Here is a 16,828-nt window from a genome sequence, read left to right as displayed (position 1 = left end):
CGCTAACCTTGCCACTCCAGGGTATTTTGCCGCTCTTGAACCATTTTCTGCAGAGCGGCACCCAGCGCAGCAACGCTATGGGAACCCAAGTCCTGACCGTTCCTATCCCTGAGCGCTACGGTACCTGCTTCCTGTTCGCGTTCTCCGACGACCAGCATGTAAGGCACCCTGCGCAGGGTGTGGGCGCGTATCTTATAACCTATCTTCTCGTTTCTCAAGTCCGTTTCGACACGCAGACCGAGTTTCGCCAATGTCGCTCGGACCGAATCGGCATAGGCGACAAAATGTTCGCTGATGGGCAGCACCGCCACCTGCACCGGCGCCAGCCACAGGGGGAACTTGCCTTCGTAGTGCTCAATCAGTACACCAAAGAAACGCTCTACAGAACCGAATATGGCGCGGTGAATCATGATGGGCACCTGGCGCGTACCATCTTCGGCGACATATTCCATGCCAAAGCGTTCGGGCAGGTTGAAATCCAGTTGAATGGTACTGCACTGCCACTTGCGACCAATGGCATCCTGAATTTTCAGATCGATTTTGGGACCATAAAAAGCGCCACCGCCTTCATCCACCTGATATTCCAGACCGGCACGTTCCAGGGCGACGCGCAGCGCATGGGTGGCCGTCTCCCAGATAACGTCACTGCCTACCGAGTGGTCTGGCCGGGTCGATAGATTGATTTCATAGCGATCAAAACCAAAGGTGCCGAGAATTTTCTGGACCAGGGTCAGCACTGCGCCGATTTCGGCCTCGATCTGATCGGGACGACAGAATACATGGGCATCATCCTGGGTGAAGCCGCGTACCCGCATCAGGCCGTGCAACGCGCCGGACATTTCATGGCGATAGACGGTGCCCAGCTCTGCCCAGCGCAGGGGCAAGTCCCGATAGGAGTGTAATTTGTCCTTGTAAACCAGAATATGAAATGGACAGTTCATGGGCTTGAGCTGATAGGGCTGGCCTTCGTCCTGCATGGGGTCAAACATGGATTCCGCGTAAAAATCCTTGTGCCCGGAGGTATGCCAGAGCTGCTCATGGGCAATATGGGGCGTGAACAGCAATTCATACCCGCCTTCCACATGGGCACTGCGCCAGAAGTCCTCGATGACCCGGCGAATCCGCGCGCCCATGGGATGCCAGAAGACCAGTCCGCCGCCCGCATCTTCCTGAATGGAAAACAGTTCCAGTTCTGTACCAATGCGCCGATGATCGCGCTTTTCGGCTTCAGCCAGTTGCTGCAAATACGCGTCCAGATCTTTCTGACTGCCCCAGGCCGTGCCATAAATGCGTTGCAGCATGGGATTGCGGGAATCTCCCCGCCAGTAGGCTCCGGCAACCCGTTGCAGCTTGAACACACCGAGGCTACCGGTAGAGGGTACGTGGGGCCCCCGACAGAGATCCACAAAATCACCCTGATGATACAGACTCAGTGCTTCCGCAGCGGGAATATCCCGGATAATCTGCACCTTGTAGTCTTCACCCATTTTTTCAAAACGCGTAATTGCCGCATCCCGGGAGACGACCTCGCGTTCTACAGCCAGATTCTGCTTGACCAGCTCCCGCATCCGGCGCTCTATGGCAACGAGGTCTTCCTCGGTAAAACTGCGCTCAGCAGCAAAATCATAATAAAATCCGTTTTCGATGACCGGACCAATGGTCACCTGCACGCCCGGATACAGGGACTGCACCGCCTGGGCCATCAGATGGGCGGTGGAATGACGGATAACCTCCAAACCTTCGGGGCTGTCCTTGGTAATGATGGCGACGGCTCCATCCTGGTCCAGGACGGTGGAGAGGTCCTTGAGGACGCCATCGACACTTATGGCCACGGCGGCCTTGGCCAGGCCGCTGCCGATAGTGCGCGCCAGCTCCAGCCCGGTAACGGGCTCAGGAAACTGACGATGACTACCATCTGGCAACTGAATGTCTGGCATATGCCCTCTCCAAAGAAAAAGCACCAGAGAGATTCTTCCCTCTGGTGCGGGATTTGGTAGGCACGGGCGGTTTCGAACCGCCGACCTCTACCGTGTCAAGGTAGCGCTCTCCCCCTGAGCTACGCGCCTGCAGCCCGCAAATGTACCGATTACGGGCGCCCCGGTCAAGATCTGCGCAACATGGGCAGCACGTTGAAGCGCCAGATAAAACCCGGGATGGCAAAAACGGCAAACATGCACAGGGCGATCACATAGAATTCCCAACCCTGGCCGTGCAGGCTGCCATCCAGACTTTGCTCAATACCCATGCCAATCAGGCCGACAATGAAGTACATGACCAGCCATTCCAGCAGATACCATTGGAGGGCTTTACCCTCAGCCATTTTGCGCACAAAAAACAGGCGTTGACTGAGCCAGGGCAGGTTCGCCGCCACAAAAGCCAGTAAAATATAGACCAGTGCCCACTGTTGCATATCCATCAAATCACTCCCTGCATGGCGTAAAAACAGAAGGCCATCAACGGTCCAGGCACAATCCCCAGCACCAGTAAGGCCAGACTGTTCATACTCAGGGTAGCACTGGCGAGATCATCCCGCACGATCGGCGCATTTTCGGAATCCACATCCGGATCGGGCGCATCAAAAAACATGACCTTCACGACCCGCAAATAATAGAAGGCACCAATCACCGCCAGCAGCACACCAATCACCGCCAGCCATACATACCCTGCCGCGATGACCGCCTGAAACACGGCGAGCTTCGCATAAAATCCCACCGTAGGCGGTACACCGGCCATGGAAAACATGATGATCAGCATCAAAAAGGCATACCAGGGCTTGCGCTGGGCCAGGCCCTTGAAATCGTCAATACGTTCAGCCTCAAAGCCCGCCCGGGACAAGAGCAGGATCATTCCGAAACCCGCCAGGGACATCAACACGTAAACTATCGTATAGAAAAAGGCACTGGCAAAACCAGCCGCCGTTCCAGCAACGATGCCCAGTGACAGAAAGCCCACGTGTCCCACCGTTGAATAGGCGAGCATTCGTTTCAGGTTCTGCTGGGCGATAGCAATCAGGTTGCCGACGACCAGGGACACCAGGGTCAGGGCAATGAATATCTGCTGCCAGGATTCCAACATGCCGTAACCACCATCTATCAGCAGCCGGACAATCAGAGCGAAGGCCCCGATTTTAGGTGCCGAGGCCAGAAAAGTGGTCACCAGGGTAGGGGCCCCCTGATAAACGTCCGGCAGCCACATATGGAAAGGGGCAGCCCCCAGTTTGAAGGCAATGCCCGCCACAATAAATACCAAGGCAAACACCAGAATGAGATTACTGCTGTTGACATTGACCAGGGCTGCGGCAATGTGCCGCACATCCAGGGTTCCGGTCAGACCATAGAGCAGTGACATACCGTAGAGGAGCAATCCTGAAGCCAAGGCGCCAAGCACGAAATATTTCAGTCCCGCTTCGGTCGCGCTCAGACTGTCGCGATGGAAAGCCACCAGGGCATATTGACTGAGCGCCAGCAGCTCGAGCCCGAGATAAATGGTCAGCAGGCTGCCTCCTGATACCATCACCATGACCCCGAGCAGGGCAAAGAGCAGCAACACATAAATTTCGCCCCGATAGATGCCGCGATCCATCAGATAGCGCCGGGAATACAGGACCACCATCAATACCGCCAGATAACTGAACAGTTCGGCCACATTGGTAAAGGGATCCAGAAGCAGTTGTCCGGCAAAGGCCGTACCACTTTGTCCTATTTCAAAAAAGGTCAGGACCGCAGCACCCAGCAGAGTCAGCACCGTCAATACCGGGGCCACATCCCGGAGGCGTTCACCCAGGTACAAATCAGCCAGTAATACGACGCAGGCCATGCTCAATACCCAGATTTCCGGGATGGCGAAAGTCCAATGCAGCAGAAAAGCATTCATAGGCAGAGTCCTTCTACGCCGGTATCTTCGATACAGCGACCTGGGCCACCAGATGCTGTACCGAACTATGTACAATATCAAGGAAAGGTGCCGGCCACACCCCCAGCAGCAGGGTGAAAGCCGCCAGGGTGCCGAGCACCAGCATTTCCCGCAGATCCAGATCCTTCAGGGCAGCGACTTCCGGGTGGACAATACCGCCGAAAATAGCCCTCTTAAATAACCACAGCGTATAGCTGGCACCGGTAATCAGGCCGGTAGCGGCGAGAATCGAGAACCAGGGATTCACCTGATACGCGCCGAGGACCACCATAAATTCACCCACGAAGCCGGAAGTACCCGGCAAACCGACATTACCCATGGCAAAAAGCATCATCAGTGCGGCAAAAATCGGCATGACATTGGCTACCCCACCATAAGCCCTGATGTTGCGGGTGTGCATGCGGTCGTAAAGCACGCCAATGCACAGGAACATGGCGGCACTGATAAAGCCGTGGGATAGCATCTGAATGATGCTGCCTTCAATGGCCACACTATCAAACACAAAAAATCCCAGTGTCACAAAACCCATGTGGGCAATGGAAGAATAGGCCACCAGTTTTTTCATGTCTTCCTGGACAATCGCCACCAGCGCCACATAAATAATGGCAATCAGAGACAGCAGGATCATCAGCCAGGCCAGTTTATGACTGGCATCGGGAACAATGGGCAGACTCAGGCGCAGAAAACCGTATGCGCCCATTTTCAGCATGATCGCCGCCAGCACTACCGAGCCAGCGGTAGGTGCCTCGACATGGGCATCGGGCAACCAGGTATGCACCGGCCACATGGGAATTTTGACCGCAAAGGCCACAAAAAAAGCGATGAAAATAAGAATCTGGGCGGTCATTCCCAGGGGAGTATGCTGATAGACCAACAGATCAAAACTGTTGTTACTATGGAAATACAGGTAAAGCAGGGCCACCAACATCAACACCGAGCCGAGAAAGGTGTAGAGAAAAAACTTGATGGTGGCATATACCCGTCGCGGCCCACCCCAAACGCCGATGATCAAAAACATCGGGATCAGCATGGCTTCCCAGAACACATAAAAAAGAATGGCGTCGAGGGCACAGAACACGCCGATCATCATGCCTTCCATGATCAGGAAGGCGGCCATGAATTGCGCTACCCGGGTCTGGACATTACGCCAGGAGCTGATCACCACCAGCACCGTCAGAAAGCTGGTGAGCAGCACAAACCACAGGGAAATACCATCCACACCCAGGTGGTAGTAAATATTCAGGGAGGGAATCCAGGCCACCCTCTCGCTGAACTGCATGGCCGCCGTGTGGGTATCAAAACCGGTATATAGCGGGATGGTGACGGCAAAGGCGAGCAAGGACACCAACAGTGCCAACCAGCGCGCCAGCTGCGCACGGCGGTCACCGACGGCGAGAACCAGCAAGCCGCCGACAATCGGCACCCAGATAGAATAACTGAGGAGCTGAGCATTCATCCTGCCTTACCCCTTCCAGACCACAAAATATGTCATGAGTAAAATCAACCCGATAATCATGGCAAAAGCGTAATGATAGATGTATCCCGTTTGCACGCGCCGCCAGGACAATGCCAGTTTGCCAATACCGAAGGCCGTCCCATTCACCATCAGGCCATCGATGAGCTTTTCGTCGCCGACATGCCAGAACAGTCGTCCGAACTGGATAGCCCCCCGCACCAGCACGGCATTATTGAAGGCATCAAAGCCAAATTTGCTTTGCAGCAGCCAGGTTGCCGGGCTGAGTAACCGACTGAGGGATTCAGGCAGACCACTGCGCCAGGCGTAAAAGTAAGCCGCACAAATAATGCCGGCAATGGCCAACCAGAACGGCCAGGCTTCCAGACCATGGACGAGAAAAGCTCCAGCACCTTGCCAATGGGCGGCGATTTCGCCAATGGTATTGAACTGGGGCGCAATCACCAAAGAGGAATCGAGAAAATGTCCCAGGCCGACTGGACCAATGTAGGCCCAGCCGGCATAGGCTGCCGGAATGGCCAGGGCAATCAGTGGCACCGTGATCACCCAGGGAGATTCGTGGAGATGATCGCGGGTGTAGGGATCCATCCGGGGCTCACCATGGAACACCATGAAAAACAATCGAAACGTATACAGCGCGGTGACAAAGGCCCCGGCCACCAGCATGAATTCGGCCCAGCCTGCCCCCGGCAAGGTGGACAAACCCACCGCTTCAATGATCAGATCCTTGCTGAAAAAACCGGCAAAGGGTGGAATACCTGACAGGGCAAGGCCCCCAATCAGGAAAGTGATATAGGTGATGGGCATGGCCTTGCGCAAACCGCCCATTTTGCGGATATCCTGCTCGTTGGCCATGGCGTGAATCACCGAACCCGCTGCCAGGAAGAGCAATGCCTTGAAAAAGGCATGGGTCATCAAGTGAAAAATAGCTGCCGAAAAGGCTGAAGCACCCAGGGCGGCGGTCATGTAACCCAGTTGCGACAGGGTCGAATAGGCAATAATGCGCTTGATGTCATTCTGCACCAGGCCGATCAGCCCCATGAACAGGGCGGTAATGGAACCAATCAACAGTATGACGGTTAGCGCCGTGGCTGACTGCTCATAAATGGGGGACATCCGGGCTACCATGAAAATACCGGCGGTCACCATGGTTGCCGCGTGAATCAGGGCTGAAATGGGGGTCGGGCCTTCCATGGATTCCGGCAGCCAGACATGAAGGGGCACCTGCGCGGATTTACCCATGGCACCGATAAAGAGCAGCAGCGCAATCCAGGTCAACACATTCCAGGGATGCCCGGGAATGATCTCCACCGTCTGGCCGACCAGATGGGGAACCATGGCAAACACGGTCCGGTAATCGAGACTGCCGCAGTAGTGATATACCGCTGCAATGCCAATCAGAAAACCAAAATCGCCCACCCGATTGACGATAAAGGCCTTGAGGGCAGCCACATTGGCGCTTTCGCGCTGAAACCAGAAGCCAATGAGCAGATAGGACACCAGGCCCACCGCTTCCCAGCCGAAAAACAGCTGCAGGAAATTGTTGCTCATGACCAGCATGATCATGCTGAACGTGAAGAGCGAAATATAACTGAAAAAGCGGGCGTATCCAGGGTCACCGTGCATATAGCCGATGGTGTACAAATGCACGCAGAGAGAGACAAACGTCACCACTACCAGCATCAGGGCCGTCAGACTGTCCACATCAAAACCGATGGGCACCTGTAGATGCCCCATCACCGCCCAAGTGTACACATTGCCATAAAAATCCTGGCCATGGAGGGTCTGGAAAAGCACTGCCAGCGCCAGATAGAAAGCAACCGCCACCCCTGCCAATGGCGCCCAGTGGGCCTGCTCCTGCAATTTCCAGCCCGCAAAGCCCGCCACCAGCGAGCCAGCCAGGGGTGCCAGAGGAATGATCAGATACACCACGAGAGGCGGAAAGACATGTAACCAGTCAAAAACCCACATATCAGCCTCTCAACTCATCAATATCTTCAACGTTGATACTGCGGCGGTTGCGGAAGTACACCACCAGAATGGCCAGACCGATGGCTGCTTCAGCAGCCGCTACGGTCAGGATGAAAAATACAAATACCTGTCCTTCGAGATTACCCAGATACCGCGAAAAGGCGACCAGATTGATGTTCACCGCCAACAGCAGCAACTCGATGGCCATCAGCAAAATAATCACATTTTTGCGGTTCAGAAAAATACCCACGACGCCAATGGAAAACAGGATGGCGCCAAGAATCAGATAGGCGGCCAGTGTCGGTTGTCCGCCCATCATTGTTCCGGCCCTCGTAAATTGACCAGACTGAGGCGATCCTTGGCACGTACTGCCATTTGCGCGTCGATATTCTGGGTTTTGGTACCCTGGCGACGGCGCAGGGTCAGGGCAATGGCCGCAATGATGGCTACCAGCAAGATCACAGCGGCAATCTCAAAAGGATACAAATAGTGGGTATACAGAAGCACACCCAGGGCACGGGTATTGTCGGCATTGGCAGGAATGGGCGCCGGTGCCGGAACATGCCCCAGCGGCGATGTCCAGAACACCACCGCCAGCTCCAGCACGCCGAGAATGGCAATGGCCAGACCCAAAGGCAGATAACTCAGGAAACCTTCCTTGAGGCGGGTCAGATTGATATCCAGCATCATCACCACAAAAAGGAAAAGCACCATGACCGCGCCGACATATACCAGAATCAGTACCAGCCCCAGAAACTCTGCCCCCAGCAAAATAAACAGGGCGGCGGCATTAAAAAAGGCCAGCACCAGAAAAAGCGAGGCATATACCGGGTTTCTCGCGGTAATCACGGCGGTTGCCGAACCCAGCAAAATGGCTGAAAACAGGTAAAAAAGGATGGTGGTTATCAACATGTTCTGATTATCCTGTCAACGATACGCGCGGTCTGCTTCGCGATCCGCCGCCAGTTCTGCTTCCAGGCGGTCACCATTGGCCAGAAGCATGTCCTTGGTATAAATCAGGTCGCTACGCATTTCACCGTGGTAGGACAGCACTCGACTTTCGACAATGGAGTCCACCGGGCAGGACTCCTCGCAGAGGCCGCAAAAAATACATTTGCTGAGGTCAATATCATAGCGGGTAGTGCGCCGGGTACCGTCACTGCGCTGTTCACTCTCAATGGTGATGGCCATGGCCGGACAGACAGCTTCACATAATTTACAGGCAATACAGCGCTCCTCCCCGTTTTCATAACGGCGCAGGGCATGCAACCCGCGAAAGCGTGGAGACTGAGGGGTCTGCTCTTCCGGATACTGCACCGTAATTTTGGGCGCAAAAAAATATCGGCCGGTCAACTGCATACCACGCAGCATTTCGGTCAGAAAAAAAGTCTTGAACCACTGCTTTGGACGAATGTGCATCTTGTTCTCCTCAGCGCAGAAGGGCACGCATGGGTGTTTCCAGGGCAATACCCACCACCACAATCCAGGCAATGGTTACTGGAATAAATACTTTCCAGCCCAAACGCATGATCTGGTCATAGCGATAACGGGGAAAGGTAGCCCGTATCCATAAAAACACATAGAGCAGAAAAGCGGTTTTGAGCAGCAGCCAGACCAGGCCCGGTATCCAGTTCAATAGCGGCGTGTTAATGGGCGCATACCAGCCGCCCAGAAACAGTACCGTAGTCAACAGGGAAACAAAAATCATGTTGGCGTATTCGGCCAGGAAAAACAGGGCGAAGGCCATGCCGGAATATTCCACATGAAAACCGGCGACAATTTCCGATTCGCCCTCCGCCACGTCAAATGGCGCACGGTTGGTTTCTGCCACACCGGAAATGAAATACACCAGGAAAAACGGAAAAAGTGGCAACCAGTACCAGGACCAGAAGCCACCGCCGGCCTGGGCCTCGACAATTTTGCTGAGATTCAGGGTCTGGGCCAGCATCAGCACCCCGACCAAGGCAAAACCCATGGCAATTTCGTAAGCAACCAGCTGCGCAGCCGCGCGCATGGCTCCCAGGAAGGCGTATTTGGAATTGGAAGCCCAGCCGGCGACGATGATGCCATAAACCCCCAACCCGGCTATGGCCAGTACATACAGCAATCCGGCATTCATGTTGGAAATGGCCACATCCGGACCAAAAGGCACCGCTGCCCAGACCAGGAGCGCAGGGACAAAAGCCAGCACCGGCGCTGCCAGAAACAGGAAGCGATTGGCGCTAGTGGGAATGATGACTTCCTTGAACATCAATTTCAGGGCATCGGCAATGGGCTGCAATGAACCCCGGAAACCGACACGATTCGGCCCCAGGCGCACCTGCATGTAGCCGATGACCTTGCGCTCGGCCAGGGTCAGATAAGCAACCCCTAGCAGTAAGGGGACAACGACAATGACAATTTTGATGATGGACCAGAGCACCGCCCACCAGCCGGAATGAAAAAAGTCCTGCATCATGAGGCCCTCAGGCTTTCCGGCTGGCGCTCAGGCAGAGCCGCCATGACCACCGAGCAGGGAGTATAAGCCGCACCCAGCACGGCAGTTTCGGAATATCCCAGGGGAACCCAGATACAGCCCAGGGGAATATGGGTATCCAGTTCCAGCGCCAGGGTCACTTTCCCCGCTGCCGTACTCACTTCCACCACTTCCCCCTGAATACCTGACAAGTGAGCCTGCTGCGGATGCATTCTGGCGCGCAGCGGGTTGTGCAAGGGAGCGGCGCGACGGACCAGGGGATCACCCTGATAGATGGGCCAATCACCGAGGCGCAATAATGGACCGGCAGGAAGGGCTTGTGTCGCATGAAGGGGCGGGAAAGCCTGAAAAGGGGGAATATCCATACCATAGTCGCCTACCGCATGTTGCCAGGCGGCACTGACTTCGCTGAGTTCGTTATACTGAAAATCGGGCAGCTTCAGGCTGTCTCCCAGCACCCGCAGAATTTTCCAGCCCGGCCGCGCTTCACCGGGTAATTTCACCGCCGCGCGGAAAGACTGCAAGCGCCCTTCATTATTCACATAAGAACCCGCACCTTCGGCAAAGGCTGCCATGGGCAGAATCACATCAGCATACTGCCGGGCCTCCTGGGCAAAATGGCTGATACTCAGGACAAATTCGGCATTGGCCAGACGCTGAACGGCTTCTGCGCCGCGCATACTATCCACCCCGGGCTCAACGCCGAACAGGATAAAGCCCTGCATCCCAGCTTCCCAATACGCATCTGCAGGCAAACCTGCTGCGTCCACAGGATGACCACCGGGACCACGGTGCGGCACACAGCCACTCAGCCAGGCGCCCGCACTATTGGCTTCCTCGGCCAGCCAGCCAATCCGGCCACCGGACAACTCGGCAATACTTTCCACCTGAGCCAGCAAATCAGCCGCCTGGGGATGATGCAACAAGGCGCTGCCAATCAGAATAAGAGGGTTGTCGGCTGCCGCCAGCTCCTGGGCCAGCACCGCCAGAGGATCTCTCTGTGGCGCTTCATGCAGATGCGCAAAATGTTCCGCTAACTGCTGATACAAGTGACCATCTGCTCCAGCTTCAGCCACCAGTTGCGTGACTGGAAAGTTGAAATCCTGGTGAATACTGTCGATGCTCACCACTTTCCCGCCGTTCAGAACCGCCTTGTGCAAACGATGGTTGGTCAGAGGCTGCTGATGCCGAGTGAAAGCATGACAGAGCACAATCAATGGCTCTCTTTCTAGTTCTTCCAGCGTCATGCTGAGCGCGGGATACCGCGGCATGGCGGCATCCGCCCGGAAATCCTGCTGACGCAGGCGATGGTCGAGATGCGGGCTACCCAGCCCCCGCAGCAAACCCTGGAAGAGGAAAAGCTCTTCATTACTGGATTGTGCAGAGATCAGCCCTGCAAGTTTGTCTGCACCGTGACGGGCCAGCATCTTATCCAGACCGGCCAGGGTCGCTTCCAGGGCCTCCGCCCAGGAAACTTCCGCCCATTCCCCATCTTTCTGGCGTAGTAAAGGTTTGGTCACTCGATCGGGAGCATTCAACCCGGTATAGGCATAGCGACCCTTGTCGCAAATCCACTGTTCGTTGACTGCCTCATTGTGGCGCGGCAAGACCCGCAGAACTTCCTTGCCCAGACTTTGCACGTCAGTATTACATCCGGTGGAGCAATGAGGACAAACTCCCGGGGTATGCTTCAACTCCCAGGAACGCGCCTTGTAGCGAAATGGTTTGCTGGTGAGCGCCCCGACCGGACACAAATCAATCATGTTACCGGACAGCTCGGATTGCACGGCCTTGGCCACATAAGTGCCAATAGCCATGTGTTCGCCGCGCCCGGTAGCACCCAGCTCCTTGATACCGCCGATTTCCTGACCAAAGCGCACGCAACGGGTGCATTGGATACAGCGGGTCATTTCGGTCGTAATCAGGGGGCCGATATCTTTGTCTTCGACCACCCGCTTTTCTTCCTGATAATGACTGTGGGGATTGGCAAAGCCCATGGTGATGTCCTGCAGAGGACACTCACCGCCCTGATCACAAATGGGGCAGTCAAGGGGATGGTTGATCAGCAAAAACTCCAGAACACCCTGCTGGGCCATTTTGGCCTTGCGCGAAGCGGTGGCAATTTTCATCCCGTCGGCCACCGGAGTGGCGCAGGCTGGCAAGGGTTTAGGGGCTTTTTCCACATCCACCAGGCACATGCGGCAGTTGGCCGCCACGGAGAGTTTGGGGTGGTAGCAGAAAAAAGGAATATAGATTCCCAGCGACTCTGCCGCCTCCATGATAGTGGTACCGGCTGCCACCTCGATGGACTGTCCGTCTATTTCAATATGCGGCATCAGTGCTCCCCCATACTGATCATGCAACGCTTATGTTCAATGTGATATTCATATTCCTCACGAAACAGCTTGATAGAACTCACTACCGGAGCCACACCGCCATCGGCCAGGGCACAGATGGTCCGGCCCTCGATACGCGATCCCACATCCAGCAATAATTGCAGGTCGTCTTCCCGACCCTGGCCGTTTTCCAGGCGGTGCATTACCCGCCATAGCCAGCCCATGCCTTCCCGGCAGGGCGTACACTGGCCGCAGGATTCATGCATGTAAAAGCGGGCAATACGTTCTACGGTACGCACCATGCAAACACTATCGTCCATGACAATCACCGAACCGGCGCCCAAAGCGGAACCCGCCTTGGAGATGGAATCATAATCCATGGTCACATCCATCATCACTTCTCCGGCAATCATTGCCGTACTGGTTCCACCGGGAATGACCGCTTTCAGCTGGCGTCCGGGACGCAAACCACCAGCCATCTCCAATAGATCCCGGAACGGCAGTCCCATGGGCACTTCATAATTGCCGGGTTTCTGCACCTGGCCAGTGACCGAAAAAATCTTGGTCCCACCGTTATTCGGTTTACCCAGATTCAAAAACCATTCGCCGCCCTTGGTGATAATATCCGGCACCGAGGCAAAAGTTTCGACATTGTTGATGGTGGTGGGACGGCCATAAAGCCCGTAACTGGCCGGAAAAGGCGGCTTGAAGCGCGGTTGCCCCTTCTTGCCCTCCAGGGCTTCCATCAGTGCCGTTTCTTCACCGCAAATATACGCGCCAGCACCACGATACACATAAAGATCAAAGGAAAAATCCGTGCCGAGGATCTTCTTGCCCAGATAGCCAGCAGCATAGGCTTCCGCCAAAGCGTCTTCAACAATATTGATGGGCTCGATGAACTCGCCACGAATGAAAATATAACCAGCGGTTGCGCCCATGGCGTAGGCACCAATAATCATACCCTCAATCAGCCGGTGCGGTTCATACCGCATGATGTCCCGATCCTTGCAGGTACCGGGCTCACCTTCGTCGGCATTACAGAGCAGGTACTTGGTGCCACTGACACCCTTGGGCATGAAGCTCCATTTCAGTCCGGTGGGGAAGCCCGCCCCACCCCGCCCGCGCAGGGCGGATTTTTTCATCTCGGCAATGATCTGTTCTGGGGCCATGGGCTCCTGCAACACTTTGCGCAGGGCTTCATAACCCCCGGTTCCGGCATATACGGAAAGGCGATGAGAATCAGGCACACCACGGTTTTTCAGAGTCACGCCATTAACGTACATCTGTAGACCCTCCCTGCAATTCGGCAATCAAGGCGTCAAGGCTTTCCGGAGTGAGATTTTCGTAGTAGCGATCACCCAACTGCAGCATGGGGGCATCTTTGCAGGCGCCCAGACATTCCACTTCCTGGAGGGTGAACAAACCATCCTCTGTCGTTTCGCCCAGACCAATACCCAGCCTTTCACTGAGGTGACGAATAATCCGGTCGGAACCATTGAGAAAGCAGGACACGCTACCACACACACAGAACTTGTGACGGCCCACAGGCTTGAGGTCATACATGGTGTAAAAAGTAGCCACTTCAAAAGCCTGAATGGGCGGCAAGTCCAGCAGATTGGCGACATAGGTGATGAGTTCATCACGCAGGTAGCCCTGCTCTTCCTGGGCAATCCGCAACGCAGCCAGGAGGGCCGAACGGGATTCTTCGGGCGGATACTTGCTGCGCTCAAAAGCAATAGCCTCCAGGGACTTTTCCGATAACATGCTTTACCTGTCAATCTCGCCGAAAACAATATCCATGGTGGACAATATCGCCACCACATCTGCAATCATGTGGCCTTTGGCCATTTCATCCATGGCCGCCAGATGGGAAAAACCCGGCGCGCGAATTTTCATCCGATAGGGTTTGTTGGCCCCGTCAGAAATCATGTAGATGCCAAATTCGCCTTTGGGTGCCTCAACGGCGGTATAGACTTCGCCGGCAGGCACAGACATCCCTTCAGAAAACAGTTTGAAATGATGAATCAGGGCTTCCATGCTGGTCTTCATTTCTTCGCGCGGCGGGGCGGCTACCTTGAAGTCATCACTGATCACCGGGCCCGGATTTTTCCGTAGCCAATCCACACACTGGGCAATAATCCGGTTGCTTTGCCGCATTTCGGCGACCCGCACCAGATAACGGTCATAACAATCGCCGGTACTGCCCACCGGAATCTCAAAATCGAGGTCCGCATAGGCCGCGTAGGGCTGGGTACGACGTAAATCCCAGGCGACCCCCGAGGCCCGCAACATGGGACCCGTAAATCCCAGTTGCACGGCTCTTTCCGCATCGACGACACCGATACCGACGGTGCGCTGTTTCCAGATCCGGTTGTCGGTCAGCAGGGTTTCATACTCATCAACATACCCTGGAAAACGGCGGGTAAAATCTTCGATGAAATCGAGCACCGAGCCCTGACGATTGGCATTGAGGGATTCCAGGCGCCGCGCATCCCGATAGGGCGAGGCCACATACTGGGGCATCTGTGCGGGAAGATCGCGATACACTCCTCCAGGACGGTAGTAGGCGGCGTGCATCCGCGCTCCCGACACCGCCTCATAAACGTCCATGAGGTCTTCCCGCTCGCGAAAGCAATACAGGAAAACACTCATGGCGCCTACGTCCAGAGCATAAGCGCCCAGCCAGAGCAGATGGTTGAGCACCCGGGTGATTTCATCAAAAAGGGTGCGGATATACTGGGCACGCCTCGGCACTTCCAGACCCAGCAGTTTCTCCACCGCCAGACAGTAGGCATGTTCGTTACACATCATGGACACATAGTCGAGGCGATCCATGTACGGCAAGTTCTGCAAATAGGTTTTATTTTCTGCCAGTTTTTCGGTGGCTCGATGGAGGAGGCCAATATGGGGGTCGGCGCGCTCAATAACTTCGCCGTCCAGCTCCAGCACCAGACGCAGCACCCCGTGGGCCGAGGGGTGCTGCGGCCCGAAATTCATGGTGAAATTATTGATTTCTGGCATGGTAGCGCCCCTCCTCTTCACTGCGGATGATGCGCGGCACCACGACTCTTTCTTCGGTGCGGGTGGGTTCGTAAATGACCCGGCCCTGATCGGCGTCATAACGCATTTCTACAGTCCCCACCAAAGGAAAATCCTTGCGGAAGGGATGACCCACAAAGCCATAATCCGTCAGAATCCGCCGCAGATCGGGATGACCATCAAACAAAATCCCGTAAAGATCAAAGGCCTCTCTTTCAAACCAGTTGGCTGCCGCCCAGATATCCACCACTGAAGGCACAATAGGCAACTCCGTATCGGCATATACGCGCAGCCGGATACGCTGCCGATGAGGCAGGGAAAGCAGGTGATACACCACGGCAAAGCGCGGTCCTTCCCAACTGCCGTCGCCATATTCGGCGTAATCGACCCCACAGACATCGATGAGCATGTCAAAACGGCAGGCAGGATCATCACGCAGCCAGAGACAAGTCGCGAGCAATGCTTCCGGGGTCAGTTCCACAGTCAGCTCAGCCCGCTCCAAACGAGCTTCATGCAGGCTGTCCCCCAGTTTTGCGCTCAGTGTCTGGCGCAGATTTTCGAGTGCGTCAGTCATGGTTCACCTGGCTATGGTATTGGTGCGACGGATTTTTTTCTGCAACTGGATGAGGCCGTACAGCAGGGCTTCAGCCGTTGGCGGGCAACCGGGAACATAAATATCTACCGGTACAATGCGATCACAACCGCGCACAATACTGTACGAGTAGTGATAATATCCCCCGCCGTTGGCGCAGGACCCCATGGAAACCACCCAGCGCGGCTCCGGCATCTGGTCATAGACCTTGCGCAAGGCTGGTGCCATTTTGTTGACCAGGGTTCCGGCCACAATCATGACATCCGACTGGCGAGGGCTGGGACGGAAGACAATACCAAAACGGTCCAGATCATAGCGCGCCGCGCCGGCATGCATCATTTCCACAGCACAGCAGGCCAACCCAAACGTCATGGGCCAGAGAGAACCGGTTCGACTCCAGTTGACCACGGTATCTATGCTGGTGGTCACGAAGCCTTTTTCGAGGATACCTTCTATTCCCATTCCAAGGCTCCTTTTTTCCATTCATAGATGAAACCCACCACCAGAATGGCGAGAAAAATCATCATGGCCAGAAAGCCCATCATGCCGATCTGGTCAAAAACCACCGCCCAGGGGAAAAGAAAGGCAATTTCCAGATCAAAGAGAATGAAGAGAATGGCCACCAGATAATAACGCACATCAAATTTGACGCGCGCATCTTCAAAAGCCTCAAAGCCACATTCATAGGGCGAGAGCTTTTCGCTATCCGGTTTATGCGGTCCGAGCGAGGCTCCCATCAGTAATGGGACCACACCGACCACCAGTGCCACCACAATAAAGATGAGCACGGGTAAATAGTGGTTCAACATCCCCAACACTCCTCCACCCAAATATGGACCTGGGACAGCCTTTCCAGAATCCGCTATAAATTAATTTTCTTATATATAAATCAGTGCCCTGGTATATTCCAGAGACAAAAAAACAGCCCTATAGGCTGCAATTTGGTGCCGAAGACCGGATTCGAACCGGTACAGCTTGCGCCGCCGCCCCCTCAAGACGGTGTGTCTACCAATTTCACCACTTCGGCC

16 protein-coding genes and 2 tRNA genes are annotated in these 16,828 nt (G+C 55.2%); all 18 read right to left on the bottom strand.

Translation table 11 applies throughout. From position 1 onward, the window contains the following. Positions 1 to 2: 2 nt before the first annotated feature. A complete protein-coding gene (gene thrS / locus B1757_RS02255) occupies positions 3 to 1,937 on the bottom strand; it encodes a threonine--tRNA ligase (protein WP_101536776.1) in 1,935 nt (644 codons plus the stop codon). A gap of 54 nt (positions 1,938 to 1,991) precedes the next feature. Next, positions 1,992 to 2,066: transfer RNA gene (locus tag B1757_RS02250), tRNA-Val, on the bottom strand. 35 nt (positions 2,067 to 2,101) lie between these two features. Then, positions 2,102 to 2,416: a DUF2818 family protein gene (locus B1757_RS02245; RefSeq protein WP_101536775.1), complete on the bottom strand. Its 315-nt coding sequence runs from the start codon at positions 2,414 to 2,416 to the stop codon at positions 2,102 to 2,104. After that, the gene (gene nuoN / locus B1757_RS02240; protein WP_101536774.1) at positions 2,416 to 3,873 is read right to left on the bottom strand and encodes an NADH-quinone oxidoreductase subunit NuoN; all 1,458 of its coding nucleotides are present in this window, start codon (positions 3,871 to 3,873) and stop codon (positions 2,416 to 2,418) included. The genes B1757_RS02245 and nuoN overlap by 1 nt, the downstream gene beginning before the upstream one ends. Before the next feature lie 13 nt (positions 3,874 to 3,886). After that, a complete protein-coding gene (locus B1757_RS02235) occupies positions 3,887 to 5,368 on the bottom strand; it encodes an NADH-quinone oxidoreductase subunit M (RefSeq protein WP_101536773.1) in 1,482 nt (493 codons plus the stop codon). Between the two features lie 6 nt (positions 5,369 to 5,374). After that, positions 5,375 to 7,357, bottom strand: a complete 1,983-nt coding sequence (gene nuoL / locus B1757_RS02230) for an NADH-quinone oxidoreductase subunit L (protein WP_101536772.1) — start codon at positions 7,355 to 7,357, stop codon at positions 5,375 to 5,377. 1 nt (position 7,358) lies between these two features. Continuing rightward, positions 7,359 to 7,676 carry an NADH-quinone oxidoreductase subunit NuoK gene (gene nuoK / locus B1757_RS02225; RefSeq protein WP_029316355.1) on the bottom strand — a complete coding sequence of 106 codons (318 nt, stop codon included), beginning with the start codon at positions 7,674 to 7,676 and terminating at the stop codon, positions 7,359 to 7,361. Further along, on the bottom strand, positions 7,673 to 8,269 hold the full coding sequence (locus tag B1757_RS02220) for an NADH-quinone oxidoreductase subunit J (RefSeq protein WP_101536771.1): 597 nt from the start codon (positions 8,267 to 8,269) through the stop codon (positions 7,673 to 7,675). The genes nuoK and B1757_RS02220 overlap by 4 nt, the downstream gene beginning before the upstream one ends. Before the next feature lie 15 nt (positions 8,270 to 8,284). Next, on the bottom strand, positions 8,285 to 8,776 hold the full coding sequence (gene nuoI / locus B1757_RS02215) for an NADH-quinone oxidoreductase subunit NuoI (protein ID WP_101536770.1): 492 nt from the start codon (positions 8,774 to 8,776) through the stop codon (positions 8,285 to 8,287). A 10-nt stretch (positions 8,777 to 8,786) separates the two neighbouring features. Continuing rightward, positions 8,787 to 9,815, bottom strand: a complete 1,029-nt coding sequence (gene nuoH / locus B1757_RS02210; protein WP_253253660.1) for an NADH-quinone oxidoreductase subunit NuoH — start codon at positions 9,813 to 9,815, stop codon at positions 8,787 to 8,789. Continuing rightward, on the bottom strand, positions 9,812 to 12,169 hold the full coding sequence (gene nuoG / locus B1757_RS02205) for an NADH-quinone oxidoreductase subunit NuoG (protein ID WP_101536769.1): 2,358 nt from the start codon (positions 12,167 to 12,169) through the stop codon (positions 9,812 to 9,814). The genes nuoH and nuoG overlap by 4 nt, the downstream gene beginning before the upstream one ends. Then, positions 12,169 to 13,452, bottom strand: a complete 1,284-nt coding sequence (nuoF, locus tag B1757_RS02200) for an NADH-quinone oxidoreductase subunit NuoF (RefSeq protein ID WP_101536768.1) — start codon at positions 13,450 to 13,452, stop codon at positions 12,169 to 12,171. Before nuoF ends, nuoG begins: the two co-directional genes overlap by 1 nt. Next, entirely contained in the window at positions 13,442 to 13,933 is a 492-nt protein-coding gene (nuoE, locus tag B1757_RS02195; protein ID WP_101536767.1) for an NADH-quinone oxidoreductase subunit NuoE, read from the bottom strand. Before nuoE ends, nuoF begins: the two co-directional genes overlap by 11 nt. Positions 13,934 to 13,936: 3 nt before the next feature. Then, positions 13,937 to 15,190 (bottom strand): NADH-quinone oxidoreductase subunit D, encoded by a 1,254-nt coding sequence (locus B1757_RS02190; RefSeq protein ID WP_101536766.1) that lies wholly within the window; start codon positions 15,188 to 15,190, stop codon positions 13,937 to 13,939. Next, positions 15,174 to 15,782 (bottom strand): NADH-quinone oxidoreductase subunit C, encoded by a 609-nt coding sequence (locus tag B1757_RS02185; protein ID WP_101536765.1) that lies wholly within the window; start codon positions 15,780 to 15,782, stop codon positions 15,174 to 15,176. Before B1757_RS02185 ends, B1757_RS02190 begins: the two co-directional genes overlap by 17 nt. 3 nt (positions 15,783 to 15,785) lie before the next feature. After that, positions 15,786 to 16,262 (bottom strand): NuoB/complex I 20 kDa subunit family protein, encoded by a 477-nt coding sequence (locus B1757_RS02180; protein WP_010641695.1) that lies wholly within the window; start codon positions 16,260 to 16,262, stop codon positions 15,786 to 15,788. Further along, complete coding sequence (locus B1757_RS02175) at positions 16,253 to 16,609, bottom strand: NADH-quinone oxidoreductase subunit A (RefSeq protein ID WP_024893593.1); 357 nt, start codon at positions 16,607 to 16,609, stop codon at positions 16,253 to 16,255. Before B1757_RS02175 ends, B1757_RS02180 begins: the two co-directional genes overlap by 10 nt. A 133-nt stretch (positions 16,610 to 16,742) precedes the next feature. After that, positions 16,743 to 16,827: transfer RNA gene (locus tag B1757_RS02170), tRNA-Leu, on the bottom strand. Position 16,828 lies beyond the last annotated feature (1 nt).

Source organism: Acidithiobacillus marinus, from assembly GCF_002847505.1.
Classification (GTDB): Bacteria; Pseudomonadota; Gammaproteobacteria; order Acidithiobacillales; family Acidithiobacillaceae; genus Acidithiobacillus; species Acidithiobacillus marinus.
Note: the sequence above shows the minus strand (reverse complement) of the source record. Positions and strands in the feature narration are given on the sequence as shown.

Excerpts from the sequence above, each read along its gene's own strand:
- nuoK (WP_029316355.1), bottom strand. The coding sequence starts at position 7,676 with ATGATGGGCGGACAACCGACACTGGCCGCCTATCTGATTCTTGGCGCC.
- B1757_RS02245 (WP_101536775.1), bottom strand. The coding sequence starts at position 2,416 with ATGGATATGCAACAGTGGGCACTGGTCTATATTTTACTGGCTTTTGTG.
- B1757_RS02190 (WP_101536766.1), bottom strand. The coding sequence starts at position 15,190 with ATGCCAGAAATCAATAATTTCACCATGAATTTCGGGCCGCAGCACCCC.
- nuoI (WP_101536770.1), bottom strand. The coding sequence starts at position 8,776 with ATGCACATTCGTCCAAAGCAGTGGTTCAAGACTTTTTTTCTGACCGAA.
- B1757_RS02175 (WP_024893593.1), bottom strand. The coding sequence starts at position 16,609 with ATGTTGAACCACTATTTACCCGTGCTCATCTTTATTGTGGTGGCACTG.
- B1757_RS02220 (WP_101536771.1), bottom strand. The coding sequence starts at position 8,269 with ATGTTGATAACCACCATCCTTTTTTACCTGTTTTCAGCCATTTTGCTG.
- B1757_RS02185 (WP_101536765.1), bottom strand. The coding sequence starts at position 15,782 with ATGACTGACGCACTCGAAAATCTGCGCCAGACACTGAGCGCAAAACTG.
- nuoF (WP_101536768.1), bottom strand. The coding sequence starts at position 13,452 with ATGTACGTTAATGGCGTGACTCTGAAAAACCGTGGTGTGCCTGATTCT.
- thrS (WP_101536776.1), bottom strand. The coding sequence starts at position 1,937 with ATGCCAGACATTCAGTTGCCAGATGGTAGTCATCGTCAGTTTCCTGAG.
- nuoE (WP_101536767.1), bottom strand. The coding sequence starts at position 13,933 with ATGTTATCGGAAAAGTCCCTGGAGGCTATTGCTTTTGAGCGCAGCAAG.
- nuoH (WP_253253660.1), bottom strand. The coding sequence starts at position 9,815 with ATGATGCAGGACTTTTTTCATTCCGGCTGGTGGGCGGTGCTCTGGTCC.
- B1757_RS02180 (WP_010641695.1), bottom strand. The coding sequence starts at position 16,262 with ATGGGAATAGAAGGTATCCTCGAAAAAGGCTTCGTGACCACCAGCATA.
- B1757_RS02235 (WP_101536773.1), bottom strand. The coding sequence starts at position 5,368 with ATGAATGCTCAGCTCCTCAGTTATTCTATCTGGGTGCCGATTGTCGGC.
- nuoG (WP_101536769.1), bottom strand. The coding sequence starts at position 12,169 with ATGCCGCATATTGAAATAGACGGACAGTCCATCGAGGTGGCAGCCGGT.
- nuoN (WP_101536774.1), bottom strand. The coding sequence starts at position 3,873 with ATGAATGCTTTTCTGCTGCATTGGACTTTCGCCATCCCGGAAATCTGG.
- nuoL (WP_101536772.1), bottom strand. The coding sequence starts at position 7,357 with ATGTGGGTTTTTGACTGGTTACATGTCTTTCCGCCTCTCGTGGTGTAT.